This window comes from Kaistia algarum (assembly GCF_026343945.1).
Classification (GTDB): Bacteria; Pseudomonadota; Alphaproteobacteria; order Rhizobiales; family Kaistiaceae; genus Kaistia; species Kaistia algarum.
Window position 1 is genome coordinate 257,493 of record NZ_JAPKNJ010000001.1, and the last position, 25,623, is coordinate 283,115.

General features: G+C 64.6%; 31 protein-coding genes. 16 read left to right on the forward strand and 15 right to left on the reverse strand.

The annotated features are described in order from the left end of the window. Nucleotides 1–294 precede the first annotated feature (294 nt). Both OSH05_RS01270 and OSH05_RS01275 read left to right on the forward strand, forming a co-directional pair. Nucleotides 295–600 carry a hypothetical protein gene (locus OSH05_RS01270; protein WP_266352010.1) on the forward strand — a complete coding sequence of 102 codons (306 nt, stop codon included), beginning with the start codon at nucleotides 295–297 and terminating at the stop codon, nucleotides 598–600. A 99-nt stretch (nucleotides 601–699) separates the two neighbouring features. Next, nucleotides 700–939 (forward strand): hypothetical protein, encoded by a 240-nt coding sequence (locus OSH05_RS01275; protein ID WP_104218465.1) that lies wholly within the window; start codon nucleotides 700–702, stop codon nucleotides 937–939. A gap of 233 nt (nucleotides 940–1,172) precedes the next feature. Here OSH05_RS01275 and OSH05_RS01280 read toward each other — a convergent pair whose 3' ends face one another. Together OSH05_RS01280 and OSH05_RS01285 are read right to left on the reverse strand one after the other, a co-directional pair. Beyond that, nucleotides 1,173–1,466, reverse strand: a complete 294-nt coding sequence (locus OSH05_RS01280; RefSeq protein ID WP_104218812.1) for a HigA family addiction module antitoxin — start codon at nucleotides 1,464–1,466, stop codon at nucleotides 1,173–1,175. A 29-nt stretch (nucleotides 1,467–1,495) separates the two neighbouring features. After that, nucleotides 1,496–1,780: a type II toxin-antitoxin system RelE/ParE family toxin gene (locus tag OSH05_RS01285; RefSeq protein WP_104218466.1), complete on the reverse strand. Its 285-nt coding sequence runs from the start codon at nucleotides 1,778–1,780 to the stop codon at nucleotides 1,496–1,498. Between the two features lie 227 nt (nucleotides 1,781–2,007). Here OSH05_RS01285 and OSH05_RS01290 point away from each other — a divergent pair, with 227 nt between their 5' ends. Both OSH05_RS01290 and OSH05_RS01295 read left to right on the forward strand, forming a co-directional pair. After that, nucleotides 2,008–2,547 carry a hypothetical protein gene (locus tag OSH05_RS01290; RefSeq protein WP_266352011.1) on the forward strand — a complete coding sequence of 180 codons (540 nt, stop codon included), beginning with the start codon at nucleotides 2,008–2,010 and terminating at the stop codon, nucleotides 2,545–2,547. A 72-nt stretch (nucleotides 2,548–2,619) separates the two neighbouring features. Next, nucleotides 2,620–2,754 carry a hypothetical protein gene (locus OSH05_RS01295; RefSeq protein WP_266352012.1) on the forward strand — a complete coding sequence of 45 codons (135 nt, stop codon included), beginning with the start codon at nucleotides 2,620–2,622 and terminating at the stop codon, nucleotides 2,752–2,754. 231 nt (nucleotides 2,755–2,985) lie between these two features. On the opposite strand, the gene OSH05_RS01300 is transcribed toward OSH05_RS01295, so the two are convergent. The 5 genes from OSH05_RS01300 to OSH05_RS01320 form a co-directional block, all read right to left on the reverse strand. Then, complete coding sequence (locus OSH05_RS01300; protein ID WP_104218813.1) at nucleotides 2,986–3,570, reverse strand: NAD(P)H-dependent oxidoreductase; 585 nt, start codon at nucleotides 3,568–3,570, stop codon at nucleotides 2,986–2,988. A 66-nt stretch (nucleotides 3,571–3,636) separates the two neighbouring features. Further along, a complete protein-coding gene (locus OSH05_RS01305; protein ID WP_207778724.1) occupies nucleotides 3,637–4,137 on the reverse strand; it encodes a MarR family winged helix-turn-helix transcriptional regulator in 501 nt (166 codons plus the stop codon). Nucleotides 4,138–4,145: 8 nt separating this feature from the next. Beyond that, nucleotides 4,146–5,222 (reverse strand): alkene reductase, encoded by a 1,077-nt coding sequence (locus tag OSH05_RS01310; RefSeq protein WP_104218467.1) that lies wholly within the window; start codon nucleotides 5,220–5,222, stop codon nucleotides 4,146–4,148. A gap of 196 nt (nucleotides 5,223–5,418) precedes the next feature. Then, nucleotides 5,419–6,399: an aldo/keto reductase gene (locus OSH05_RS01315; RefSeq protein WP_104218468.1), complete on the reverse strand. Its 981-nt coding sequence runs from the start codon at nucleotides 6,397–6,399 to the stop codon at nucleotides 5,419–5,421. Nucleotides 6,400–6,493: 94 nt separating this feature from the next. Then, nucleotides 6,494–7,363 (reverse strand): aldo/keto reductase, encoded by an 870-nt coding sequence (locus tag OSH05_RS01320; protein ID WP_104218469.1) that lies wholly within the window; start codon nucleotides 7,361–7,363, stop codon nucleotides 6,494–6,496. 128 nt (nucleotides 7,364–7,491) lie between these two features. On the opposite strand from OSH05_RS01320, the gene OSH05_RS01325 reads away from it, so the two are divergent. Further along, entirely contained in the window at nucleotides 7,492–8,790 is a 1,299-nt protein-coding gene (locus tag OSH05_RS01325; RefSeq protein WP_104218470.1) for an MFS transporter, read from the forward strand. On the opposite strand, the gene OSH05_RS01330 is transcribed toward OSH05_RS01325, so the two are convergent. Next, the gene (locus OSH05_RS01330; RefSeq protein ID WP_104218471.1) at nucleotides 8,787–9,191 is read right to left on the reverse strand and encodes a hypothetical protein; all 405 of its coding nucleotides are present in this window, start codon (nucleotides 9,189–9,191) and stop codon (nucleotides 8,787–8,789) included. The two genes, OSH05_RS01325 and OSH05_RS01330, sit on opposite strands and share 4 nt — an antisense overlap. 130 nt (nucleotides 9,192–9,321) lie before the next feature. On the opposite strand from OSH05_RS01330, the gene OSH05_RS01335 reads away from it, so the two are divergent. Further along, on the forward strand, nucleotides 9,322–9,750 hold the full coding sequence (locus OSH05_RS01335; RefSeq protein ID WP_104218472.1) for a PIN domain-containing protein: 429 nt from the start codon (nucleotides 9,322–9,324) through the stop codon (nucleotides 9,748–9,750). A gap of 73 nt (nucleotides 9,751–9,823) precedes the next feature. Here the strand turns inward: OSH05_RS01335 and OSH05_RS01340 are convergent, their stop codons facing one another. Next, on the reverse strand, nucleotides 9,824–9,991 hold the full coding sequence (locus tag OSH05_RS01340) for a hypothetical protein (protein WP_207778725.1): 168 nt from the start codon (nucleotides 9,989–9,991) through the stop codon (nucleotides 9,824–9,826). Nucleotides 9,992–10,173: 182 nt separating this feature from the next. Continuing rightward, the gene (locus tag OSH05_RS01345; protein ID WP_104218473.1) at nucleotides 10,174–10,686 is read right to left on the reverse strand and encodes a YcgN family cysteine cluster protein; all 513 of its coding nucleotides are present in this window, start codon (nucleotides 10,684–10,686) and stop codon (nucleotides 10,174–10,176) included. A 272-nt stretch (nucleotides 10,687–10,958) separates the two neighbouring features. Between OSH05_RS01345 and OSH05_RS01350 the strand changes: the two genes are divergently transcribed. The 5 genes from OSH05_RS01350 (at nucleotide 10,959) to OSH05_RS01370 (ending at nucleotide 17,476) form a co-directional block, all read left to right on the forward strand. Further along, on the forward strand, nucleotides 10,959–13,190 hold the full coding sequence (locus OSH05_RS01350) for a transglycosylase domain-containing protein (protein WP_104218815.1): 2,232 nt from the start codon (nucleotides 10,959–10,961) through the stop codon (nucleotides 13,188–13,190). Between the two features lie 54 nt (nucleotides 13,191–13,244). After that, entirely contained in the window at nucleotides 13,245–14,369 is a 1,125-nt protein-coding gene (locus tag OSH05_RS01355) for a serine hydrolase domain-containing protein (RefSeq protein WP_104218474.1), read from the forward strand. A gap of 99 nt (nucleotides 14,370–14,468) precedes the next feature. Further along, a complete protein-coding gene (locus tag OSH05_RS01360) occupies nucleotides 14,469–15,041 on the forward strand; it encodes a DUF1214 domain-containing protein (protein WP_104218475.1) in 573 nt (190 codons plus the stop codon). Further along, nucleotides 15,038–15,628, forward strand: coding sequence for a DUF1254 domain-containing protein (locus tag OSH05_RS01365; RefSeq protein WP_104218476.1), 591 nt, complete (start codon nucleotides 15,038–15,040; stop codon nucleotides 15,626–15,628). Before OSH05_RS01360 ends, OSH05_RS01365 begins: the two co-directional genes overlap by 4 nt. A 402-nt stretch (nucleotides 15,629–16,030) precedes the next feature. After that, on the forward strand, nucleotides 16,031–17,476 hold the full coding sequence (locus OSH05_RS01370) for a DUF2336 domain-containing protein (protein ID WP_165801542.1): 1,446 nt from the start codon (nucleotides 16,031–16,033) through the stop codon (nucleotides 17,474–17,476). Between the two features lie 53 nt (nucleotides 17,477–17,529). Here OSH05_RS01370 and OSH05_RS01375 read toward each other — a convergent pair whose 3' ends face one another. Genes OSH05_RS01375 through OSH05_RS01385 form a run of 3 tightly spaced genes read right to left on the reverse strand, consistent with a single transcriptional unit; the run spans nucleotide 17,530 to nucleotide 20,568 of the window. Then, a complete protein-coding gene (locus OSH05_RS01375) occupies nucleotides 17,530–17,892 on the reverse strand; it encodes a DUF1491 family protein (protein WP_323181328.1) in 363 nt (120 codons plus the stop codon). Next, nucleotides 17,892–18,815, reverse strand: coding sequence for a peptidoglycan-binding domain-containing protein (locus OSH05_RS01380; protein WP_104218478.1), 924 nt, complete (start codon nucleotides 18,813–18,815; stop codon nucleotides 17,892–17,894). Before OSH05_RS01380 ends, OSH05_RS01375 begins: the two co-directional genes overlap by 1 nt. Then, the gene (locus OSH05_RS01385; protein ID WP_104218479.1) at nucleotides 18,808–20,568 is read right to left on the reverse strand and encodes a PAS domain-containing sensor histidine kinase; all 1,761 of its coding nucleotides are present in this window, start codon (nucleotides 20,566–20,568) and stop codon (nucleotides 18,808–18,810) included. Before OSH05_RS01385 ends, OSH05_RS01380 begins: the two co-directional genes overlap by 8 nt. A 266-nt stretch (nucleotides 20,569–20,834) precedes the next feature. Here OSH05_RS01385 and OSH05_RS01390 point away from each other — a divergent pair, with 266 nt between their 5' ends. Together OSH05_RS01390 and OSH05_RS01395 are read left to right on the forward strand one after the other, a co-directional pair. Further along, nucleotides 20,835–21,206 (forward strand): DUF5330 domain-containing protein, encoded by a 372-nt coding sequence (locus OSH05_RS01390; protein WP_104218480.1) that lies wholly within the window; start codon nucleotides 20,835–20,837, stop codon nucleotides 21,204–21,206. A 110-nt stretch (nucleotides 21,207–21,316) separates the two neighbouring features. After that, on the forward strand, nucleotides 21,317–21,760 hold the full coding sequence (locus OSH05_RS01395; RefSeq protein ID WP_266352014.1) for a SufE family protein: 444 nt from the start codon (nucleotides 21,317–21,319) through the stop codon (nucleotides 21,758–21,760). On the opposite strand, the gene OSH05_RS01400 is transcribed toward OSH05_RS01395, so the two are convergent. Next, nucleotides 21,761–22,555, reverse strand: a complete 795-nt coding sequence (locus OSH05_RS01400; RefSeq protein WP_104218482.1) for a DUF6456 domain-containing protein — start codon at nucleotides 22,553–22,555, stop codon at nucleotides 21,761–21,763. Beyond that, nucleotides 22,552–22,935 carry a helix-turn-helix domain-containing protein gene (locus OSH05_RS01405; RefSeq protein ID WP_104218483.1) on the reverse strand — a complete coding sequence of 128 codons (384 nt, stop codon included), beginning with the start codon at nucleotides 22,933–22,935 and terminating at the stop codon, nucleotides 22,552–22,554. Before OSH05_RS01405 ends, OSH05_RS01400 begins: the two co-directional genes overlap by 4 nt. Nucleotides 22,936–23,098: 163 nt before the next feature. Between OSH05_RS01405 and OSH05_RS01410 the strand changes: the two genes are divergently transcribed. The 3 genes from OSH05_RS01410 to OSH05_RS01420 all read left to right on the forward strand — a co-directional run bounded on the left by OSH05_RS01410 (nucleotide 23,099) and on the right by OSH05_RS01420 (nucleotide 25,457). After that, the gene (locus tag OSH05_RS01410; protein WP_133163078.1) at nucleotides 23,099–23,608 is read left to right on the forward strand and encodes a hypothetical protein; all 510 of its coding nucleotides are present in this window, start codon (nucleotides 23,099–23,101) and stop codon (nucleotides 23,606–23,608) included. Next, on the forward strand, nucleotides 23,605–24,387 hold the full coding sequence (locus OSH05_RS01415; RefSeq protein WP_104218484.1) for a DUF1828 domain-containing protein: 783 nt from the start codon (nucleotides 23,605–23,607) through the stop codon (nucleotides 24,385–24,387). Before OSH05_RS01410 ends, OSH05_RS01415 begins: the two co-directional genes overlap by 4 nt. 476 nt (nucleotides 24,388–24,863) lie before the next feature. After that, nucleotides 24,864–25,457: a hypothetical protein gene (locus OSH05_RS01420; RefSeq protein ID WP_133163079.1), complete on the forward strand. Its 594-nt coding sequence runs from the start codon at nucleotides 24,864–24,866 to the stop codon at nucleotides 25,455–25,457. Nucleotides 25,458–25,623 lie beyond the last annotated feature (166 nt).

The window sequence follows — 25,623 nt, forward strand, 5'->3', positions numbered from 1 at the left end:
GTTCAAACCATATGGCGATCCCGGCGGCCGAACGCAACTGTCGGACTATGACGTAAAGGTACCGAACCAGCGTGGCGCTGTCAAGGATTTTATTCCTATGAGTAGGGAGGACGCGTCCCGAGTTCCGGCTTCGCCCTCTCATCCTCTGGACGGTCCCCCGATGACTCTGTCGTCAGATTGACGAATGGATCGGCACAACCGAAGATCGGCATAGGTTTGCGGTTCTTCGCGTCAATCGACGATCCGCGACGGCCAAATCAGGGGGCTAGCCAAATGCTGACATTTCAAGACTCGATGCCGCGAACCGCCATCGTGATGTTGCTTTCGGCTGCGGTTGCCGGCTGTGGCATGACGGCGATCGGACCAAGCCGTTCGCTACAGCGCGCGGTCGATACGGAATTGCAGGTTGGCTCGTCCGCCAAGGAAATCGAGCGATTCCTCAGCCGAAATGTCGGTTACTGGTCGTGGGATGACGCACAGGATCGCTATGAGGGCATCATTCGCCTTGAGTCCAGCGAAAGCGTTAGTATCCAGATCGACGTCGACAAGCACCGGCGATTTGTGCGGGCTCACATTTCTACCGGCTGTAGCTGCCTCTAGCATCATGGGCATGAAGCGCCGATGCTTCTGCGCCTGATCTTCACGTCAGCCGTTGTTATTTGCCTTGGCTTCCTGGCGTAGGCTTGCCTGTCCGCCCGGATGGAGGCATGGCGCCTGCGCCGGGAGATTGCCGAGGCGCTGCCGCCCGGCTCGACCCCGGAGAAAATCGAAGAGTTCCTGCAAACGCACACGACGCGGTGGTCTTGGGATGCAGACAAGGGCGTCTATCGCAGCGTCCTCGACATCAAGCGCGCGCAGGGCGTCGACATCACGATCAAAGTCGAAAAGGACCGGCGGTTCTCGGACGCCAACATCCTAGGCTTCTATCGGACGCCGTAGGCGCGGCAGCCCGGCCCCTCCCCGAGAGCGGTTCATGTCTCGTCGGAATCGGGGTCGATTACCGGCGCGCCCAAGCAAAACTCCGTCATCCCGGGCTCTTGACCCGGGATCCATTCAGCCGTGCTGCTGTTTATTGGAATACCCAACAATTCGGCTGTATGGATCCCGGCTTTCGCCGGGATGACGGCAGAGTTTGTTGCGCCGACCGTGCTTCCATCAAAGCATGAACGACTCTAAGCCGCCACCGGCTCGATCGCGGCAATCTCTTGCCCCAGTCGTTCGGCCTCAATCTTGAGATCATAGCTGGTCTGCAGGTTCATCCAGAGCTGCGGCGTTGTGCCCAAGGCCTTGGCGAGGCGCAGCGCCGTGTCCGGGGTAACGGAAGTCTGTTCGGCCGCGAGGCGCTCGATCCGGGTGCGCGGGACGCCGATCTTGCGGGCAAGGGCTCCAGCGCTCATGCCATAGGGCGACAGATATTCCTCCCGCAGGATTTCTCCGGGATGGACCGGGGGCAAAATAGACAACATGGCCTTTCCCTCCTTGGAATGGACCGGATTCATGGATGGTAGTCGGCGATCTCGACGTTCACCGGGCCTGCGTCAGTCCACTCGAAGCAGATCCGATACTGGTCGTTGATCCGGATCGAAAACTGCCCCTTCCGATCGCCCGCCAATGCCTCAAGACGGTTCCCCGGTGGCGATCGCAAATCCGAAAGCGCGGCCGCGTTGTCGAGCAAAGTCAGCCTGCGAACTGCGCTTCGCACCAGGTCAGCCGGAAAGCCCTTCGCGGCCCGTCCGCTCGCGACGCTCTCCGTCAGCTTGTCGCGATAAGAACGGATCATCCCGCCGGCTCCATCCTTGTATCATGATATGATACCTCGGGGCCTGCAAGCACTACGTATCATGCCGTGATACAGGGATCGCACCGCGGCTGCACGGGATCGGATCGCATTCGGCGGGAAGGGCCATAGGCCTCTTTCCTTCCCCATATCCCCTCATCTCAATTGCCCTCCATAGTTGACGAAATAATAAACACAACTAATGATACCAATTCGGACCGGGGGCCACTATGAAGACGAAGACGCGTGTCGCGGCGCTGTTGGCCGCGTTGATGCTTGGCGCGTGCGCTTCGCGGCCGGATGACATCGCGGCGGCCTATGTCTCGCCCCTGCCCTACCAGCAGCTCGATTGCCAGCAGCTTGCCGCCGAGGCGCAGCGTGTCTCGGCGAGCGCGGCGGTCGCCGCCGGGGCGCAGAACCAGCAGGCCAGCAACGACGCCGTCGCCACGACCATTGCCGTGGTGGTGTTCTGGCCGGCGCTTTTCCTGATCAAGGGCGATAATGCGAAGGCCGCCGAGGTTGCGCGGCTCAAGGGCGAGATGCAGGCTGTCGAACAGGCGTCGATCGCCAAGCATTGCGACATAAGCTTCAAGGGCGGCCCTGCGGCGACGGCAGCCGGTGCGCCCAAGCCGGCGCCTCCGCAGGCCAAGGTCGTCCCGACGCCCCCGCAATCCTCGGCGCTGCCGGCAAGCCCTGCCACAGCCGTGAAACCGTCAGCGCAGCCCGTAGCCAAGGAGCCGGCCTCCGCCGCCGCTGCCCCTCAGAACTGACCCCGAGCACGGGACGTTTCCAACACCTCTACCCCATCTCCAACTCGACTGTTGGAACCCCGCCTTTTCAAGGTGTTACCCCTCGTCACCGCCCATATGCCGCATCTGCCCTTCGATCCCGACGCCCTGAGAAGCTTCCCCCGCGCCCTCGTCGAGGCGGCGGCGCCGCTGTTCGATGGCAAGGCAGAGGCAGGATTCACCTGGTAGGAAATCGGCTGTACGCGCCGCCCGACCGGGGCAAGCGCGGGGTTGGAGCCCCCACAGCCCCTTGCCCGCGCCCTGCCCCGGCCCGCCCTCCCGGGCGGCTCTCCGGTGCCGGCCCTCCACCGGCCCCGAAGGCGTTCGTCCTCGCCTTTCGGCGTGTCGCCGTCCGGCTGTCTCTGGTTCCGGCCCCTGCTCGGGTGGCGCGAACCGGTTGCCCCTCTTCGCGAAAGGGCCCTAGTCGGCCCTCCCGCCCAGTTCGCGCATCGCCTGGATCCAGCCCTTGCGCACGCTTTCATCGACGCCCTCGACATTGCCGAGCAGCGTTTCGCGCACCGGCTTGATGCCGACGAAATTCAGGATGTTGCGCTCCATTCCGCGCAGCGCATGGGCGCCGAAATACCAGCGATAGAGGAAGGCCGGCATGCCCATGGTGACGACGAGGCGCGCCGATTTGCCGGCGAGCAGCTTCTTCGGGAAGCCGCCATGGCCATAGGCGAAGGCGATACCGGGGCGGAATATCTGTTCGAGAAAGCCCTTCACCAGAGCCGGCATCGTGCCGAGCCAGAGCGGGAAGATGAAGACGATATGGTCGGCGGCGAGCACCGCCTCGCTGGCCGGCTTCAGGCTGTCGGGGACTTCACCATGCTGAAAGTCCGCCTGGCTGCGCAGCAGCGCGAATTCGAGCGAGGCGATGCGGATGCGCCGCACTGCATGCCCCGCCTCCATGGCGCCCTCGGCATAGGCGTCGGCCAGCGCCCCGCAAAGATGCCCGCCGGCCGGGTCCGGATGCCCCTCGATGATCACGATCTTCTTGGCCACGAAGCCGCCCAACCTCTGAATTGCCAGAAGGTTAGGCGACAAGCGGCCGGCGTGAATTGATCGCGATCAATCCGGCGTGTGGTGGATGCCGCTGGCGATCTGGCGGGCGAGCGCCACGAAAGCGGCCTGGTCCGCCTCGCTCAGCCCGGCCACCGTGCGGCGTTCCAGTTCGGCCCAGGCGGCGCGGGTGCGCTCGCGCAGCGCGCGGCCGGCCTCCGTCAGGTGCACCAGCTGGACGCGGGCGTCGTCGCCGGATTTGCACCGCGTCAGCAAGCCGGTTTCCTCCAGGCGGCGCAGCGACTTCGCGATGGTCGAATGGTCGAGGCGCAGCGCGTCGCAGAGCGCCTTCTGCGATTGGCCATCCTCGTCCCAGAGGCGCATCAGCGTCAGTTCCTGGCCAGGATGGAGGCCGAGATCGGCGAGAAGCGACGCCGCCAGGGCGCGATGCGAACGGGTGAGCGCGGCGATGGCGCAGCTCACCGGGAAGTCGGCGGCGAGGCCGGCTTCCGCCGCCTCGCAGCCATTCTTTGCCGTTTCGCAGGGATCCGCGACGGCTTCGTCGTGCATCGTGCCTCCTATTCGGCGGCTTCGCGCTCATCGAGCCGGGGATAGTCCGTATACCCGGCCGCGCTGCCGCCGAAGAATGTCGCCTTATCTGCTGTATTGAGTTCGGCGCCCGACTTCAACCGATCGACCAGATCGGGATTGGCGAGGGCGAAGGTGCCGATCGGCTCGATATCGGCAATGCCGGCGGCGACTTCCTGGCCGATCTGGTCTCGCGTGCGGCCTGGACGAACGAGAAGCAGTGCATTCGGCCAGATCGCCCGGATGTCCTTCAACAGCGCCTCGTCGCCGAAATAGAACAGGTGCAGATAGGCAAGATCGAGCTTCGCCAGTTCGCCGATGAGGTAGCGATAGAGCGCCGGGCCTTCGGGACCCTCGTCGAGGCCGCCGACGGCAAAGCCCGGCGACAGGCGGATGCCCGTGCGCTCCGGCCCGATCTCCGCCGCGACGGCCGCCGCGACCTCGATGACGAAGCGGGCGCGATTCTCGATCGAGCCGCCATATTCGTCGAGGCGGACATTGGCGTTCGGCGCCAGAAACTGGTTGAGCAGATAGCCGTTGGCGCCATGCAGTTCCACACCATCGGCGCCGGCGCGGATCGCGCTCGCCGCGGCGGCGCGGAAATCGGCGATCGTGTCGCGAATTTCCTCGGTGGTCAGCGCGCGCGGCACCGGCGAATCCTGCGGGCCGGTCGGCGTGAAGATCGGCTGACCCGGCGCGATCGCCGAAGGGGCCACCGGCTGGCGGTGATGCGGGGTGTTGTCGGGATGAGAAATGCGGCCGGCATGCATCAGCTGGATGAAGAGCTTGCCGCCCTTGGCATGCACCGCGTCGGCGACCTGCCGCCAGCCGGCCTCATGCTCCGCCGTGTAGATCCCCGGCGTCGCCATATAGCCCTGCCCGTCGGCCGAAGGCTGGGTGCCCTCGGTGATCAGCAGGCCGAGGGAGGCACGCTGGGCATAGTACTCGGCCGTCAGCGGCCCCGGCGTGCCGTCGGCACGGGCGCGGCTGCGCGTCATCGGCGCAAGCGCCAGGCGGTGCGGCAGCTGGACGCCGCCCAGTTCGATCGGATCCCAATGGCTTGTCATGTCCCGTCCACTTCCGAATTCGGATCGCCGCTCCACGGACAGCGCAAGGGCGCCCGCCCGGTCGGCCGACGGGGCGATTCGTGTGGCCGACCACATAAATATGGGAAGCGATTATGTGGCCGGCAACATATCAGATGGAAAAAAGTTTCCGCCCACGCCGGAAATTTCCGGCATGGGCATCGGGGACACGTCAGCCTCAGGCGAAGCCAGCGACGGCGTGCGGAACGTAGGGCGCCTCCAGCAGGCCGATCTCGGTCGGGTCGAGGCGCACGGAAAGCGCCCCGGCCGCATCGTCGAGATGCTCGACCTTGGTCGCCCCGACGATCGGTGCCGTGACAACGCTTTTGGAAAGCACCCAAGCCAGCGCGATCTGCGCCCGCGGCAATCCGCGTTCGCTCGCGACATGCGCCACCGCCTCGACGACCTTCCGATCGGCTTCGGCCGTATGGGCATAGAGCGTCTTGCCGAACTCGTCGGTTTCGACCCGCGCCGTCGTCGTATCCCAATCGCGGGTCAGGCGGCCACGGGCGAGCGGGCTCCACGGGATGACGCCGATGCCCTCGGACGCGCAGAGCGGCAGCATCTCGCGCTCCTCCTCGCGGTAGAGCAGGTTCACATAGTCCTGCATCGAGACGAAGCGGGCGAAGCCTTCGCGCTCCTGCACGGCGAGCAATTTCGCGAACTGCCAGGCATACATCGACGAAGCGCCGATGTAGCGGGCGCGACCGGAGCGTACGACCTCGTCGAGCGCGTCTAGCGTCTCCTCGATCGGGGTCAGATAATCGAAGCGGTGGATCTGGTAGAGATCGACATAATCGGTTCCGAGGCGGTCGAGGCTGGCGTCGATCTCCGCGAGGATGGCCTTGCGCGACAAGCCGGCGCCGTTCGGGCCCGGGCGCATGCGGCCATGGACCTTGGTCGCGATCACGACCTCTTCGCGCGGCACGAAATCGAGCAGCGCCCTGCCGACGATCTCTTCGCTGGAGCCGTCGGAATAGACATTCGCCGTGTCGAAGAAATTGATGCCTAGATCGAGCGCCTTCCTGATGAAGGGCCGGCTCGCCTGCTCCGGCAGCGTCCAGCTATGGCTGCCGCGCGCCGGGTCGCCATAGGACATGCAGCCGAGACAAAGGCGCGAGACTTCAAGGCCCGTGCGGCCGAGACGGGTATATTCCATGATGCGGTAACCTCGCGGAAGGTGGGGCCCCGATGTTAGCGCGTCCCGCTCGCCGCTCCTACCCGTCCGGCCGTCACGAGGCGGTGAAGCGGCCTTACGCCGCCTCTTTGCCTTCCTTGTCGAGGGCGGCGAAATCCTCGTCCGAGAGCGCCAGCGCCGCCGCCGCGACATTCTCTTCCAGATGCGCGACGCTGCCCGTTCCCGGGATCGGTAGCATCACCGGCGAGCGCTTCAAGAGCCAGGCGAGCGCCACCTGGCCCGGCGTGGCGCCGAGCTTGTCGGCGATCTTCGTCAGCACCGAGCCCGGCGCCGCGAGCCGCCCTGAGGCGAGCGGCGCCCAGGGGATGAAACCGATCTTCTTGTTGGTGCAATAATCGAGCACCGTTTCGCTCTTGCGATCGACGAGATTATACTGGTTCTGCACCGAGACGACCGGGAAGAACTTCTCCGCCGCCTGGATCTCCTCGATCGTCACCTCGGAGAGGCCGACATGGCGGATGAGGCCTTCCTTCTGCATATCGGCGATGACGCCGAACTGATCCTCGCGCGGCACCTTGGGGTCGATCCGGTGCAATTGCCAGAGATCGATCCGCTCGACCCTGAGACGGCGGAGGCTCATCAACACGCATTGGCGCAGATATTCCGGCCGGCCGAGCACGCGCCAGACATCCGGCCCATGCCGCGTCAGCGCCCCCTTGGTGGCGACCACGAGGCCCTTGTAGGGCGAAAGCACCTCGGCGATCAGGTCCTCGCTGACATAGGGGCCGTAGCTGTCGGCTGTATCGATCAGATCGATGCCAAGCTCCGGCACGCGCGCGAGCGTTCGCTTCGCCTCGGCGACATCCTTGGGCTCGCCCCATATGCCCGGTCCGGTAATGCGCATGGCGCCGAAGCCAAGCCGCGTGACGGGAATATCCCCGAGGGTGAAGGAGCCGGAGGGAGCGGCGGAGGGCTGAGCTGGCATGGGGCAGGTCCTTGGGGAAGTGGGTAAGAGCGGACATAGGTACCGGGGCGGCCATGTTCCAGAGCAGACCGGCTTGACCCCGCGCCCTTCCCTCCGCAAAAGCTGGCGTGGGATGGGAGGAAATCACCATGACGAACGAGGCGGCAAACGCGGAAGCACGCGCCTTTGCGAAGGTGGTGCGGCGGCTGATCCCGCTGATGATGTTGCTCTACCTCGTGTCGTTCCTCGACCGGGTCAATGTCGGCTTCGCGGCGCTCACCATGAATACCGATCTCGGCTTCTCTCCCGAGATCTATGGCTGGGGCGCCGGCATCTTCTTCATCGGCTATTTCCTGTTCGAGGTGCCGAGCAACCTCGTGCTCGAAAAAGTCGGCGCGCGCTTCTGGATTTTCCGCATCATGGTGACATGGGGGCTGATCTCGGCGGCGACGGCCTTCGTTACCGGCTCGACCAGCTTCTTCATCCTGCGCTTTCTGCTCGGCGCCGCGGAAGCGGGCTTCCTGCCGGGCATGATCCTCTATCTCGGCTACTGGTTCCCGCTCTCCGTCCGCGCCCGCTATGTCGCGCTGTTCATGGCCGCCGTGCCGATCGCCAGCGCCGTCGGCTCGCCGCTCTCGGCGCTGGTGATGCAGACACATGGCTTTCTCGGCCTCGCCGGCTGGCAGTGGCTGTTCATCCTTGAAGGCATCCCCGCCTGCGTCCTCGGCTTCGTTGTCTGGTTCCACCTGCCCGACGGACCGCAGACCGCGCGCTGGCTCACCCCGGCGGAACGGCAGGCGATCGCCACCCGCCTTGCCGCCGACCACCCCAGTGAGGCCGGCGCCACGCATCACGCGCTCTGGCCGGCGCTCAGCGATCCGCGCGTGCTGCTGATGGGCCTGATCTATTTCGGCATCGTCGTCGGGCTCTACGGCATCGGCCTCTGGCTGCCGCAGGTGATCCAGGCGATGGGCTATTCCACCGGCCAGATCGGCCTCGTGCTGATCGTCCCTTATGGGCTGAGCGCGCTCGCCATGCTCGCCTGGGGCCGGCACAGCGACTGGACGAAGGAGCGCTCGCTGCATGTCGCCGCCTCGGCCTTCCTCGCCGCCGCCGGATTGCTCGCCAGCGTCCACGCGCCCTCGCCGCTATTGGCGATCGCCGCTGTGACCGTCGCGTCGATCGGCATCTATTCCGCGCTCGGCCCCTTCTGGTCGGTCCCGCCCCTCTTCCTGCGCGGCACGGCAGCGGCCGCCGGCATCGCCCTCATCAATTCGATCGGCAATCTCGGCGGCTTCGTGGGGCCGTATCTCGTCGGGTGGATCAAGGGCCAGACGGGCGGCTTCACCGCCGGCTTCGAAGCGCTGGCGGCAGCCGTGGCGATCGCGGGGGTGTTGACGCTGGTGCTCAGGGCGATGGTACGGCGACGGCCGGGCGCCGCCGCCTAGTCGTCGATCAGTTCGAAGGCATGCTCATAGCTGCCATCCGGATTGCGGCGGGTCGTCACCTGGCCCCTGGCGCCGATATACTGGCCGGTGCCGCCGATCACGGCGCGGACCTGCGGCTGGCCGGCGTTCATTTCCGCGGCGTCCTTGGCGTAGTTGGATATGCCGGCCACGACGATCTCATTGCCGGACCCGACATTGAAGACGATCTGGCCCACGCGGTCCTCGAAGAGATCCGCCCCGTCTGGCAGATCGACCGTGATCAGGATGCCGGACATGAGGCCCTTGCTGCCATCCTCCAGGGTAAGGCCGGCCTCGAAGGCCAGCATATCACCATGCGAGGCACCCGACTGACCAACATCGACCTGGGTGAGCGTCGGCGCATCCTGGCGGATCTTGAACATCTTATGTTCCGCCGCGCCCGCCAACGAAGATGCAAGACACGCAGCGACCCAAACACCGCCGACAAGCGTCGAAATTCTTGCAAAGCGAGACATGAATCCAGTCCTCCCAGGCAACGGATGAAGATAGTCTATGATTATTGCTACAGGTCGGCTGCTCCGCGGGCAAGGTGAGCGTCGCGACCTCGCCATCAGTCTGCTCCAGAAGCTACGGACGGAAGACGTTATCGTTCCGGCGCAGATGCTGGGCGAATTGTTCAACGTCCTCTTGCGCAAGGCTGTGCGGACTCGGGTTGAAGCGCGCGACGCCGTCCTCGCCTGGCAGGAAAGTTACAAAATCATAGAGACCTCGTCCGACGGGCTCGTGGCAGCCACCGATCTCGCGGCCGATCACCAGTTCGCAATCTGGGACGCGGTGATCCTCTCCGCCGCCTCCCGCACCGGATGTTGCCTGCTGCTTACCGAGGATATGCAGGATGGGTTCACCTGGGGCGGCGTGACGGTCGTGAACCCGTTTGGGGAGGAGGTTCATTCGTTGTTGGGTGCGGTGATTGCCGGTTGAGGCGAAAAGCGTCGGCGGACCGATCACGAAGCCCGCCACGATCTCCCCTTGAACCCGCCTCCGGAGGGCGGGTTCAAGGACGAGGCTGTTCGCCGCGTTCCTTGCAGAAGGCCAGATCGTCCTCGACCGACCCGACGAAGGCCTGCATCAGCTCCTGCACGGTTGCGCCCTGGAAGGTGATCACGTCGCGCAGATGGATCACTTCGCCATGAAACAGTTCAGCCTCCTCGTCGAACGCCACGAATGCCGGAATTCATGCGACCGCGGCGCAGGCCGGCCTGTCGCTTCGGCCCCGCCGTCTCGCGCTTCGGCTGAATTTGTCCCGTATCAAGCACGGAATGACGGCGGAGTGCGGGGCTCGGTCGCTGCCGTGCGTTTCGCCGACCCTTTGCAGTCCGACATAGGCCGAATGCCGATCGCCCGCTACCCCTCCGGCAATTCCCCCGGCCACGTAACAACAAAATCCTCATATTCCTCGACCGGGATATCCGCCTCGCTGACGGTCCGGCCTGAGACCGAGATGCCGGCTTCGTGGATCGTCTCGGCGTCGCCGGAGACGAGGGGGTGCCACCAGTAGAGGTCGCGGCCTTCGGCGACCAGGCGGTAGCCGCAGGTGGCGGGGAGCCAGGTCAGCGTGCGGACAGCGTGCGGATCGAGGGGGATGCAGTCGGGGACGCGGGTCGTGCGGTTTGGATAATCCCCGCAGCGGCAGCTGTCGTCGTCGAGTAGTTCGCAGGCGATCGCCGTCCAGACGATCTCGCCCGTGTCCCAATCCTCAAGCTTGTTCAAGCAGCAGCGCGCGCAGCCGTCGCAGAGCGATTCCCATTCGCTCGTCGTCATTTCCTCAAGCGATTTCACCTTCCAGAACGGCAGCGCTTCGCTGGAGGGAAGCGCGTCGGCCGGCGCGGCGGGGCCTGCGTCTCTTTGCACGGGCATTGAAGTTGCGTATCCTTGCGAAATCGCTGAGAAGACCTCCGTCCTAGCAGGCTTTGGCGCCTCTTTGGAACAGGTCTCGTCTGACGGCTTCCTCCGGAAGGCAGGTTTTGGAACGTCTTCGCATTCTTCGCCGGCAGCTTTTGGACGGGTTCGCGCGACTCGTGCCCTGGAGGCGCGGGTCGGCGCCGGACATGGCGCTGGTGCGTCGCCGTCTCTGGAGGGAGCCAAGCGCTGCGCCCGCCGAGGAAACAGCCGCGCCGCCGGTCGGCGAGATGAGCCAGCCGGCCGTCATCGCGCCGGCGCCGGGTGCTGTTCCCGCGGCGCCCAATCCGACAAAGGCGGCGGCGCCGCGTCAGAAGCTCCGGCTCATCGAAGTCGACGCCTTGATCGATTCGACGCTCTTCGCCGCCTGGACCGCGCTCGCGGCCGGCGCCGAGGCGCTGTCGCGCTTCACGCGGCGGTTTCGCTTCACGGGGCTGGCGCGCGTTCCGGTCGAGCTTCTGGGCGACGGACTGACGATCGGCGCGGCCGGCGGCATCGTCATGCTGATGCTGGCGCTGCCCGCCTTTGACGCCACCAAGCAGGATTGGCTGGCGCAGCAGGACTATGCCGTCACCTTTCTCGACAAGAACGGCGTCGAGATCGGCAAGCGTGGCGTGCGCCATTCCGAAGCCGTCCCGCTGGAGGAAATGCCGGACAGCCTGATCAAGGCGACGCTCGCGACCGAGGACCGGCGCTTCTACACCCATTTCGGCATAGACGTGTTCGGCACGTTCCGCGCGCTGTTCGAGAATCTGCGCTCCAATGCCGTGGTGCAAGGCGGCTCGTCGATCACCCAGCAGCTGGCCAAGAACCTGTTTCTCTCGAACGAGCGGACCATCGACCGCAAGATCAAGGAAGCGTTTCTCGCCCTCTGGCTGGAGAGCAATCTCTCCAAGCACGATATTCTGCAGCTCTATCTCGACCGCGCCTATATGGGCGGTGGCAATTTCGGCGCGGCGGCGGCGTCGGAGTTCTATTTCGGCAAGAAGGTCACCGATCTGAACCTGGCCGAATCGGCGATGCTCGCCGGGCTCTACAAGGCGCCTACCAAATATGCGCCGCACATCAATCTGCCGGCCGCCCGCGCCCGTGCCAATGAAGTGCTGACCAACATGGTCCAGGCCGGCTTCATGACCGAGGGCCAGGTGCTGGGCGCCAGGCGGAAGCCGGCCGACGTGGTGCGCGCCGCCGCTGATACCTCGCCAGACTTCTTCCTCGACTGGGCCTTCACGGAAGTGAAGAAGCAGGTGCCGGACGGTGACCGCACGCTGGTCGTCCGTTCAACGGTCGACATGAACCTGCAGCAAGTGGCGGACGACGCTGTGGAGAATGCGCTGCGCGAATCCGGCGAGCGCTACCGCGTCAGCCAGGCGGCGATGGTCGTCGCCGAGCCGGATGGTGCCGTGCGGGCCATGGTCGGCGGTCGCGACTATGGCGACAGCCAGTTCAACCGCGCGACTGATGCACTGCGCCAGCCCGGTTCGTCGTTCAAGCCCTTCGTCTATACCGCCGCGGTGCTGAAGGGCTACACGCCGCAATCGATCGTCAAGGATGCGCCGATCTCGATCGGCAACTGGTCGCCGAAAAATTACGGCGGCAAATATATGGGCAACATCCAGCTCACCACCGCGCTGATCCATTCGCTGAATACGGTCGCGGTTCGGCTCGCCGGAGCGGTCGGCCGCGAAACGATCATCGCACTCGCCCACAAGATGGGCATCACCACCAATATCGTGAACTCGAAGTCGCTGCCCCTCGGCGCGACCGAGGTCAACGTCGTCGACATGACCGGCGCCTATGCGGTTTTCGCCAATGGCGGCTTCCGGGCGAAGCCCTATGCCTTCACGCAGATTGTCAATTCGGAGGGCAAGGTCGTGTTCGATCGCAAGCGCAATGTCGGCCCGCCGGAGCAGGTGCTCGACGAGAAGACGGTCGGGATGATGAACTACATGCTGAGCCAGGTTCCCGAGCGCGGCACCGGCCGGGCCGCCAAGCTCCAGGGCATCAAGACCGCCGGCAAGACCGGAACAACCAATGCTTATCGCGATGCCTGGTTCATGGGCTTCACCGGCAATTATGTCGGCGGCGTCTGGTTCGGCAATGATGATTTTACTTCGACGAACAATATGACGGGTGGCTCCCTGCCGGCGCAGACTTGGAACCGTGTCATGACCTATGCTCATAACGGCATCGAGCTGAAGCCGATTCCCTATCTCGACGTCGGCCCGCAGGATGGCGACCGCCCCGCTCCGGCCATCGCTTCCAATGACGGCGCCAACCAGCAGCCGCTGTTGCTCTCCTCGAAGACCACTGCCCAGCTCATGGCGTTGCAGAAGATCTTCGAGGCGGCGCCGCCGATCAAGCCGCTGAAGACGGTCTCGCTCGACGCCGCGATCTCGTCAGGCCTTGCCGACCTCGGCGAGGTGCCCGGCCAACGGACGCCCGCGAGCCTGCCGAACTGAATCGGAATATTTCCGCAAAACATTGAATTCTCTCGTCTTTGCAAGAGGCCTATCATGATGGACATCACCGCGACAGCTCGGAGTGAAGCCTCCGGACGGCTCGATCGGGTGATCGACGCGGCGATCGACGGCGGCGGCATTGTCGGTACGGTGGTGCTGGTCGCCGAGGATGGCGAGCTGGTCTATGCCCGGACCGCCGGCTTTGCCGACCGGGAAGCCGGTATCCCGGCTCGCCTCGACACGATCTTCCGCCTCGCCTCGGTTACCAAGCCCATGGTTGCCGCGGCGACGCTGGCGCTCGCCGAGGCAGGCGTCCTCTCGCTCAACGATCCGGTGACGCGGTTCCTGCCCGATTTCCGGCCGAAGCTTGCGGACGGAAGCGAGGCCGTCATCACGATCCGCAATCTGCTGACGCATACCAGCGGCCTCATCTATGGCTATCCGCCTGAGGCCGATATTTCCGAAGGACTCGACAAGCCGGGCCGCGGCATGGCGGAAAACCTCGCCAAGATCGGCGCGCATCCGCTAGCATTCGCGCCGGGCAGTGCCTGGAACTATTCAGTTTCGATCGACGTCCTCGGCGGCTTGCTGGAGAAAGCCGCCGGCAAGAGCCTTCCCGAGATCGTGGCAGACAAGGTGACCGGCCCCCTCGGCATGGCCGATACGGCGTTCTCCGTCGCCGACCGCTCGCGCCTCGCCAAGGCCTATGCCGATGGTACGCCGCCGGTCGTCATGGCGCCGTTCCAAGTGGTCGCCCGCGACGATATCGCCTTCGGCTTCGCGCCGGACCGTATCCTCGATCCTGCCTCCTTCCCCTCCGGCGGCGCCGGCATGGCGGGAACGGCCGGCGACTTTCTCACTTTCCTGGAGGCCATCCGCAAAGGCGGCGCGCCGATCCTGTCGGACGCCAGCCTCGCCCTCCTGTCGAGCAACGCGCTCGGCGACATCGACATGGGCCGCCCCGGCGTCGGCTTCACCCATGGATGGTCGATCGTGCTCGATCCCGCGCTGGCGGAGACGCCTGCCTCGGTCGGCTCGTGGCGCTGGGGCGGTGTCTATGGCCATGACTGGCTGGTCGATCCCGCGCGCCGCCTGACCGTGATCTCCTTCACCAATACGGCGGTCGAAGGTTGCATCGGCGACTATCCGAAGGCGATCACCCGCGCCGTCTATGGCTGAAGAAGCGACGCGGAACCCATTGACGCGCGGCCATCCCCCAGCTTTCCATGGCGCCGCAGATCAGCCGCGCGGCGTGCGGCTCTTTATTCGAGGCGCTCCTTGCGGCTGCTGATCGACCTTGCCATCGCCATCGCCGTCGCTGCCGTCCTCGGCTTCGGCTCGGTGATGCTGGTGCTCGACCGCGACAGTCTCTTCGGGGCGGTGACGCGCGGCGAATGGACGGCCTGGCCCGAGTCAGGCAGCCCCAACGCCGATCCCTACAGCGAGGCGATCCTCGCCCGCTCGGGCGAGGTGCCGCTCGGCAATGGCGAAGGCCTAGCCTTCATCGCCGATCACGATGCCCAAGGGCGGCGGCTGTCCGGCCGCTGCCTCTATCGCATCGATGGGCAGACGCCGCTGGCACGGCTGTGGACACTCACCGTCTATGATCGCGAGGGGCACCTCATGGCCAACCCGGCCGGGCGCACGTCGTTCACCTCGCGCGAGATCCTGCGCCGGGAGGATGGCAGCTTCGCAATCGCAGTATCGAGCGAAGTCCAACCCGGCAACTGGCTGCCGGTGGCGAGCGATGCCGATCTGCGGCTCGTGCTGCGGCTCTACGATACGCCACTGACCAGTTCGGGGATCGGGGACGCGGCGCTGCCGGCGATTAAGCGGGGGCCGTGCCGATGATCCGCACGATCCTCTTCGTCGTAGGCGGCGTCCTGCTCGCTGGCATCATTCATATCGCCGTGGTCCTGTTCATCCCCGACTTCGCCAATCGCGACGCCTGGACATCCATGGGCCGCTTTGGCGCCGACGGCGCCTTTCATGTGCTGCCATTATCGGAGCCCGGCACCGAGCCGCTGCCCTATCTCGATCCACGCATGGCGCATGCCGTCTGCCGCTTCTCACTCGACAAGGACCCCATCCGCATCCGCGCCACCATGCCGGACGCGTTCTGGTCGCTTGCCGTGTTCGACCGGCGCGGCAGCAATATCTACAGCCTCAACGACCGGACGGCGGAGCGGACCGACATCGACCTCGTGATCGCGACATCGCTGCAGCTCACCAAGCTGCGCGAAAACCCGATCAGCACGCTGGACCAGTCGATCGTGATCGAAGTTCCGGCGAGCCGGGGCTTCGTGCTGATACGAGCGTTCATCGAGGACGCGGCGGATTCCGCGCGCGTCCACGCGGCGCTGGCGGCGGCACAATGCGCGGCCGACCTATCCCCGCCTCCTGCCGCCCCGGCTCCAGCGCTGCCCACACAGCCTTAGCTCGCGGCGTTGGCGTGTCGCATTCATCAGCTTCGAATTCCGGGGTTCGGCCTGCGCTGTCCCGGTTCCGGCGTTTCCTGCTTGTCCGTCGGGAGCCGGTCGATGCGGACGCCGTGAAATATGACGATCTCGCCGCGCCGCTCTCCCGGCCGAGCCGGGCTGAACCTTCGCCGCTTCTCCGGCGCGAATGGAAGTATCACTGCCATACGACCTCCTTCGGAGATCCGTCTGACTGGATCGACGCCCCAACTGTCCGGCGGTCTCTCGCATCTGTCTACAATTCATTTACCTCCGAGCAAGGTTAACAGTCCGCTAACGACTTGGCGTCCAGAATGACTACCGAGCCCGACGCTCTCCGGTACCCGCGTAATCATGCATCCTTCCTTTCCCTCGGATGGTCTCATGGCCATGGCCGTTTCCAATCAACAGAGCCGAGATGCAGCCTTGCTGCGGGCGACGACCGAGCTGTTCTCGCTTGCGTCCCGGCACGACCCGGACGAGATACGGCGCTTCGAGGAACTGGCGACCCATTTCCTCGGCAAGGTTTCGGCCGGCGACCGGGCGTTCGTCGCCGAGCGCTTGTCCAAGACCAAGGATGCGCCCGCCTCCGTGCTTCGCATGCTTGGCAAGGACCTGATCGAGATCGCCTCCCCTATCCTCCGCCGCTCGGAGACGGTCTCTGAGATCGACCTGCTCTCGATTCTTTCCTCGACCGGCCCGGCGCATCACCGCCAGATCGCGCAGCGACCAGAGTTGCCGGCACCGGTGGTCGGCGCCTTGCGGCTCGTCGGTGACGCCGAGACGATCGAATTGCTGCGCCACTATCCCGAAAGCCCCATTGCAGCCCGCCAAGACGTTGCTCCGACAGCGCCCGCTATGGCGGTTCCGGCCGTCCCCGCAGCGCCGCCTGCTCCCGCGCCAAGACTTGCACCTGTCGCTGCTGAGCCGACCCTGCCCCCTGCCGCGGTGCGCACGCCCGAGGCGCGGGAGGTATTCGCGGCCGCGCGAGCGATGACGGCTGCTCTCAGCCTCGAAATGGCGAGCTTCTCGGCCTTGCGGCCAATCCCGAAGCGGGAAGCGGTCGTCGAGCCTGCCGTGGCAACAACCATCGTAGCGCCCGAAAGCGATACCGCCGAGCCGGCGGTCGACCTCGACGGCACGGTAGATGAGCCGCCATCGCTCGTTGAGGCGAGTACCGAGATAGACCGGCCGGCCGCAGAAGCCGCCGAGCCCGCGCCAGCGGAAGCCGAGCCGGTGGAACCGGCACCGGCGGATACGAACTCAGTCCGCCTCGCCGAGTTTCTGTCGCTCGATGCGCGGGGCCGCACGGAAGCGCTCGCCCGCCTTTGCGGCCGCGTCGGGCCGGCGGATCCAGGGCTGACCATTCTGGATGCCGACAAGGCATTCCGCATCGCGCTCAGCAGCGCCCGCGTTTCACAATTCGCCCGCCAGCGCCAACGGGATGCCCTGCTTCGCACCCTTGCGACGGGACTGAAGCTGGGCGCGGACGATGTCGCCGCGATCGCCGACGATCCTTCCGGCGAGGCGCTTGTGGTGCTGCTTCGCGCGATCGGCCTCTCCGACGCCGAAACGCATCAGATCCTTCTATTCGCCAATCCCGTGATATCGAGCGCGGTCGATGCGTTCTTCCGTCTCGCGCGCCTCACTGGCGAAGTGGGCCGGGAGGCGGCCGGTCGCATTGTCGGCGGTTGGCGTGAGGAATCTGGTCAACCGCGAGCGCGGGCGCATCAACCTATGTTCGCCGATCTGCCTCTTCGAAGCACGCTGCGCGCCGAGACATTGCGGCGCCCGGAAGAGCCCGCGGCGGAGAGGCGGACGGCGGGTTAAGGCGCCTTTGATCGAGACGGGAACAGACCACGCTCGGCGAAAGCCCAACGGCCTCAGAGCTTGTCCGGATCGATGGTCTCGAGGAAGCTGCGACCCGTACGCTCTTCGATCTCGACCAGCCAGAGATCCGGATCGAAGCGCAGCTCCGATTCGATGCGCTTGGAAAGGTCCGGCCGCTCGGCCGCTTCCATTACTCGCATGAACAGGCGGTCCCGCGGCCGTTGATCGCCAAACGCCGACTGTGGCGCCTGGCTATAGAGATCGGCCGTGCCGTCGAGACGGTCGACGATGACGAAGATGGCACCTGCCTCCTCGGAGCCGCGGCGAACCACGGCCGCGAACGCGCCTTCGACGAAGACGCGCCGAACATAGGCGGACATCCAGAATGCCGAGGTGACTCGCGCCGACATGGTCATCAGGCCGACGGCATGGCGCCGATCAGCACCAGCTTGGCAGCGAGAGCGTCGCTAGCGCGGCCGGTCGGCGGCAGACGGTTGTCGGTCTCGAAGCGGCGGATCGCTGCTGCAGTCTTCGCGCCGTCACGGCCATCTTCCGGGATCGGTCCATAGCCAATCTCGTTCAGCGCGCGCTGGATGCGCTTCAGCCTCGGATCCGCGGCTCCGATCGACCCCGTGGATGCAGGTTCGGCGACAGGCGGATAGCCGCGGCGGATCTGTTGCAGCAAGCGCGGCGTCGGCTGGCCGGTCGGGATGAGGCCGATCTTCATTTCGAAGCTCGATATGGCAGCGCGGGTCTGTGGCCCGAGCCGGCCATCCACCGGCCCATCATAGAAATTCGAGGCAGCAAGCGCGCGCTGCGTGTCGCCGACGAGACCGGCGATGGCGGCTGGATCGGACACCTCGGGGGCAGCCGCCAGCTTGGAGACCCCTGTGCTGTTCGGGGCCGATGCAACGGGTTTCGCCTTCGGCCGGACGGGAGGCTGCGTTCCATTGGCCGATTGATGAAGTGCCGCGGGCGCGGGATCTTGCGGCTGCGCGGGCATTTCGGCAGGCTGGACGAGCGTCGCCGACGGTCCGGCAGCGGGAGCCGGGGTCGCGGCACCAGCAGACGGAGCGGCGGCCGGAACAGCCGCTGGTGCCGGAGCGCTCGCCGAGGGCTCCGGCCGCGTGACGAAAAACGGATCGGGATGCCGCGCCGTCTGGAAAAAGGCGGCGTTGGTGATGATCGCGCCGGACATGAGCGCGATAATGACAAAGCCACCGGAGCGGACAGGATTCTCGATCACGAGATCGGCCAGTCGGCCGAAAAGGCCGTCGGCCTCGGTATAGACATCCCGGTGGCGGGCGAGCGGGCGGTTGCGGCGGGAGGGTTCAGGCAATCTTGCGCTCCCTCACTTGGATCCGGTCCACGGGAGCCCGGTCGATCGCGACAACGCCCGCCGGCAGGCGGATGCTGACCGTCGTGCCGCGACCGAGCACACTGGTGATCGAGAGGCTGCCGCCATGCAGGGCGACGAGGCCCTTGACGACGGAGAGGCCGAGGCCGGTGCCCTCATAGCGGCGGTCGTAGTTGGCGTCGGCCTGCAGGAAGGGCGTTCCAATCCGCGGCAGGTCGGCGGCGGATATGCCGATACCGTTGTCGGAAACCTCGATGACGAAATGGTTGCGCTCCAGACGCACCACCACGCTCACGCGGCCACCGGCTTCCGTGAATTTCACGGCATTGGAGAGGAGATTTACAAGAATCTGACGACAGGCGCGGCGATCGGCGACAATCTCCGGCAGATCGGCCTGCACATCGCGGACCAGCGTCAAGCTGCGGACGGATGCTTGATGCGACACCATCTCCAGTGAGGCATCGACGACCGGGCCCAGCGCAAAGCTCTCCCTGGCTACCTCGAACCGCCCGGCCTCGATCTTCGACATGTCGAGGATGCTGTTGACGACTTCGAGCAGGTGCTCGCCGGAAGCATGAATGAGGCGCGCATATTCGCGCTTGCGGGCTGCATCGAACTTTCCGGCCATGTCCTGCTGCAACATGTCGGAGAAGCCGATGATGGCATTCAGCGGCGTGCGCAGTTCGTGGCTCATATTGGCAAGGAACTGGCCCTTAGCGTGGCTCGCCTGCTCCGCCTCGGCGCGCGCGTCCTCAAACGCCGCCTCGTACTCCTTGCGCACCGTGACGTCGCGGGTGACGGCAACCAACGTCCGGCCGGCATCCGCCGGGTCGATCGCCGGGCGGCAGCGCATTTCGAGCCAGATGAATTCAGGCCGTGAAGCAAGGTCGCCGCGGCGAAGGCGGAACTCGGCGGAGACGGCCTTGCCCGTACGGTCGGCCTCCGACAGTGCCTGCAGGAACTTGGGCCGATCGGCGACGTGGACGCGGTTGAAGAGCCCGTCGCCCATCAGATCGGCCGATGCGCAGCCAACGATGGCGCGGGCGGCAGGCGAAGCGAATTCGACATCGCCGGAAACGCCGTGACGCGTGATGAGGTCGGTGGCGTTGTCAGCCAGCAGGCGGTAGCGCCCCGCGCCCTCCCGCGCCTTCTTCTCGGCCCGTGCGTGAATACGTTGGATGCGAAGCGCGAGGCCACCGGCATAGAGGATCGCCCCGCCAAGGACGGTGATGGCGAGCGCGCGGTCCGGCAGGATGGGAACGTGGATCGGCCCGAGGAAATCAATCGCGGCGACGGCGAGCAGCGCCAGGGCCGCGAGCGCCGAGCCGGCGATGGTGATTCGCCTCGATCCGGAAAGGGCGGCCTCTGCCGGCACGACGGCGAGCCAGATGAGAACCGGCGAGAGGATACCGCCCGTCAGCACGGCCAGATAGGCCAGGAAGCCGGCGAAGGCGCCGCTCGACAGGAGATGCGCCGCTTCGAGACGGCCAGTCCGTGACAGAAACGCGGCGATCGGCAGCGGTGCCAGCAGCCAGAGGAAGGCGACGGCCGTTTCCGGCTGGGGCCGTCCGGCGACTGCCAGGAACAGCGTCGGCGCCAGCAGCGCGAGCAGCCCGGCGAGCAGATGTCCAGCGAGAAAGGCGCGGTGCCGCGAGGCTCTCTGCATGTCACTGCCCACCGATTCGTGGACCATGCCGTCCAGGATCCGCAGCACCGGTTCGGGGGAAAACGTCATACGCAACACGACAGGCAACGCCCAGTTCCGGCCTACGGCAACACGCCGGAAGTTGATCTCCGGAATGCACCCATTGTGGCGGTGCGGGCTTAAGGAACGCTGAAGGGTACCGAACGGGACAAGGGGAGGTTTCCGGGATCGATACAATTTGAATCGAATACAGACCTTCTGTTGAACCGGCCCTTCAACCGGCACCTGTACAACGGCATCAAGATCACGGAAAACCGTGACGTTGTGGTTCGATCGTGCGTACCGAAGGGCTTGTAATGTTCCTGTTTCGCGCCGCCTTCTGGCTCACCCTCGTCGTCTTTCTCCTCCCCCTCGACTCCAAGGACGGTTCGTCCGGACCTGGCGCCAACGCGTTCGATGCGATCGTCGCAGCACGCGGCGCCATCATCGACATGGCCGGCATGTGCACGCGCCAGCCGGAGGTCTGCTCGAACGGCGGCGCTGCGCTCGCGACCTTCGGCAGCAAGGCACGCGAAGGGGTCTCGCTGATCTACGGCGTCATCAACAGCAAGCTCGCAGGCAACCCGGGGCAGGAAGCCGATCCGGCCCACGAGGCGGCGCGCGGAACGCTTCGGCAGGAAGATCTCGGCCCAACCTGGCGCGCGCCGGCGGTCGGGGGCAAGGCCTGACAGCAGTTGCACGCTTCCCAGCGGCACTTCGCAGGGCGCCGTCGACGGGTCCTGCCCTCGTCCACGGCGTTTTTCTGCTTGTGGTTCCGATTGCCGTCCGACGACGCTATATGACTGCCATGGACCCACGTGCCGCCACCCCGCCCATCGACCAGATCCTCGAGGATTTCGCCTTTCTCGATGACTGGGAGGATCGCTACCGCTATCTGATCGAGCTGGGGCGCACCTTGGCGCCGCTCGCTGAAGAGGCTCATGACGAGGCCCACCGGGTACAAGGCTGCGCGAGTCAGGTCTGGCTGCAGACCACGAAGCGGCCGGAAGTGGACGGTATCCATCTCGATCTGGTCGGCGACAGCGATGCTTTGATCGTCAAGGGCCTGGTTGCGCTGGTGATCGCCATTTTCTCGGGCAGGCAGGCCCGCGACATTGTTGCAACCGACGCCGAGGCGGTATTCAACCGCCTTGGCCTCAAGGAGCACCTGACGGCACAGCGCTCGAACGGGCTCCGCTCGATGGTGAAGCGCATCCGGGACGAAGCCGCTACGGCCGCCTGATCACGCCACGTCCGAACGTCTTGTCCCCGTCAGGCTTCCTCGAGGCTGCGGGCCGATCGCCTCGCGCACAAATCCGTAGTGGCGGGCGAGCGCGGAGAGCCCGAGTTGCAGGACGAGACGAGCGGAACGCTTTGGCCAATTGCGCTCGCGCTCGATTGTCTCGATCCCCTTCAGGAAGCAGCAGAAATCGACCACCGTCCCGGACAATTCCGGCCCCAGAGCGGTGAGCGCGCGCTCGACGCGGATCCGCGCCGCCAGCGCCGCGTCGGTCAGTTCGCCCTTGCCGCCAGCTGAACCGCTGCGATGGTTCGCTGGCGATGCAAGGCTCCAGTTCGACGTCACGCTGGGCATCATCTGGCCGCGCGTAAAATCGCTACGGAGCCGCTCCCCAGCCTGGAAGGACGCGTCGGCAATCATGGGCTCGCCGTCCCGCCCCTTGCGCGACCGGAGCCAGGCAAGTGGGCTCTCGCCGAGATCGACGGCTACCCATTGCGCCTTAACTCCATCGCCGATGCGCTGATGACTGCGGGACTGGTGCTGCCGGCGAAAATCACCGTCGACCGCTGCGAGGCGACGAGCCAGCGCGAGGCCTGGCCTTGACAGCTCCCAGCGTCCCTCCGAGATTTCCCGAAGCGCCCCGCTCGCCCGGACGCGCCGGAAGACCGCTGGGTCCACCACGACTGGCTCGCTGTTCGCGCCGACGAGCAGACGGATCATATCGCCCTCGACCAGAAGGTAGCCGTTGCCGGCAGCGAGGCGTCGGATGAGCCGGGATTCGATTGGATCCTTCTTCACGCCGCGACCTCCCTGTCTGCCGGGCGGAGGAGCTGCCAGCCAATGGATCGATCGAGTTGATCGACGAACCGATCGGTGGAGGCCTCGTCACGCTCTTCCTCGATGCGACGGCAGGCATAGGCCGCCGTCGTCCGGTCGCGGCCGAAGAGCCTTCCAGCCTCGGTGAAGGAAAGGCCAAACCGGGTGCAGGCGAGATAGATCGCAACATGCCGCGCGAAGGCCGTGCGGGCGTCGCCCCTGCCCTTGCGGGACAGTCGATCCGGATCGACGCGGAGCGCATCCCCCACGGTCTCGGCGAGTAGCCTCCCCAAGCCCTCCCGCCCGTTGCCCTTGCCACCGCTTCCGCTTCCGCGCGACCAGCCATCGAGTTCAGCGAACATTCAATACTCCCCGACACAACCCTTACGCTTAACGATAGGAATTTCTTCCTAATTATATACTTGACGTACCGCGCGGGCGGAATGGGTACTGATTCGGGCGACAGGCCGGCGCTTATGAAAATCGACAAGGACGCCTTAACCGCTCTGCGCTATGACATTGAGCATGAGGGTATCCAACGTCATTGCATCCCCAAAGGTTGTGACTGATTGGGGAAAGTGGACAAACGATCAGATGGGGAAGCACGTCTTCCCGCTGACGAAGCGTCGTGGCGCATGCCTTCGTTATGGCGCCTCGCATCGATGGCGCCTGATACGCTTTGAGGCTCTTGGCGCGTCATTCCGAATTTTGGCGGCCTATCGTCAAGATATTGACGAGTTCAAAGCGCATCTCGCTTTGGAACACGCCAGCGACATGACCGTTCTATGCAGCTGGGAATATCACGGCACCCATCCTGGTTGGCACATTCACGTCAACTGCGATGAAGTGAGCAAGATAACGCCAGGGCTAGCGAGGCCGCCCGGAGTGAGGCTGCCAGGTGGCAGATCCATACATCGACAACAGAATTTCGCGGGCACATCGTCACCTATGAGCGACAACGCCGCCTTGACGGTCATCCAAAAGCGTTTCCGCCTCGACCCGCCCGATCTGCTTTCGTTTCGAGCAAGGCCGTGAAGAAGCTCATATGCGCCCAGTTCTGCAATTCCCTGTCTGTGAACCAGATGCGGAACGGCTATGGCATCTCGACCGCCTATACGAATCTGGACGGCGATGCGGTCGGGTTTTACGCCATAGGGCCGGATCTGGACGGCCAGTATCGTCTCATTGACGGCGGATCGGTCGTGCCCATGCTGGAATCAATGGGCGCCACGCTGGACGCGCAAACGCGCCGCAGCCTTTTCGAGGGGTTGCTCTCTGAGTATGGCGCGACGTTCGACGAAGTGAATATGGAAATTGTTCGCGCCGGCATTGCCGAAGACGACTTGCCCAAGGCTGCGCTCTCGTTCTTGGCGCTCATGCTCCGCGTCCAGGATTTGGCCTATTTGACGATCGAGCGCGTCGAAAGCAGTTTTCGCGAGGACGTGATTCAAGCGCTTCGTGACGAGATCGGAGACCGAGCGGTAATTCGTGAAGGGGAGCCCGTATCAGACCAGCTCTCGGAAGAAATTCCAGACCTCGTAATCGAGGCCAAGGGGAGAGAGCCGGTAGCGCTTTTCATCGTCACGTCGGCAACGAAGCTGTATCAGGCGATCCAGCTTCACATGTTTGCTCATCTTGAGGCTCATATTCCGCTCAAAGTCACTGCGATGCTGGAAAACGAAACGTCGACTACGCAAGCGCTGAGACAGAAGGCGGACAACAGGTTGGACGCAGTTCCTCGCTACGCAAAAGCCGAGCGTGACGCGGTGAAGCGGATAGTACGGGAGGCGGTCGGATATGACGCAATCCACTGAGGCGCAGCCGGACCCCCAGCGGGGCGACGACATTCTCCGGCGTATGCTGAAGACGCCACCAAAGCCGCATGAAGGGACGCAAATGCCGCCTCGCCCTCCCTCAACAGAGCGAGATCAAGAGGATTCGCAACCTGAGAGATAGTATGCTTTTATCCTCCTGATGGGGGGATAACATGCGAAAATCCATAAACTATAGGCAAGTGCGCTGGGTTAACGCAGACCATAACCTGACTGGTTTGCTACAAGCGTCATTGGCGGCTCGCCAAACTGTCGATCAGACAAGTTTCGAGATTGCCGGAGAGATCTTCGAGCTCAGACATCGTGAGCTTCGCGGGCCGGCTGTCTGCCTCCATTTTGCTACCCATGTGACAGGCGGTCGCAGGGGCATCAGTCCCCACGTGCAAGGCGTCCTAAGTGGCGATCTTACTGAAGCCTCGGCGCCAGCGGACTCAGAATTCACTGAACGCGAAGTGGCGATGACCATCCGCGGCAACAACCTCTCATTCGTTTCGCTGGGCCACGTTCGGGCCGGCTTCGTCGAGCGCGCGTTGCGCGGGCTGGTAGGCTTGGATGCTGGAATGGACATAGCTAACCAGATGTTCCTGGCCGCCCACGCGGATCCCGCTATGGTCGCCCGATTGATTGCCGAGGGCATTAGCTTGCTCGATATGGGCCTAGACATAAGTGAAGTCGAAGCCAATCAGCATATTGAGGCGCAGCCTCGCTCGATGAGTGAGACCTTGGGGGCCGCCATACGAAACGCTCTGTCAGCGCGAATTCACGATGATTTCGATGAGGCCGATCTCGATCGCCTCGCGACGGCAAATGTTCGCCTCGTTCTAAATTTCAGGAATAACGCTCAACTGGATAAGATCCAAAGTCTGACAGAGCTAGCGACGCAAGTAATCGAAGAGGACGATGAATTTAAGATACGAACGACAAAAGGTAATGACTATAGCAGAGATCAATTGCTTGTGCGCGGACACTATACTCAACCGCAGGCGATCGCCTATCTAAATCATAATTTGGCGTGGACGCAAGGGCTAGCGTTCCTCGATAGTTTGCAATGACATCGCCAAAACGGCAAATCGCCTATGGACGGCTCGCATGGTTTGCCGCCGGCGTAATTGTTTCGTTATTTATAGCTCACCAATACGGAGAGAGACTGTCTAATTCGACCGACATGCTCTCGATGATCGCAACAGTATTCTCAGTCCTTGCCGGTGTTCTATTTGC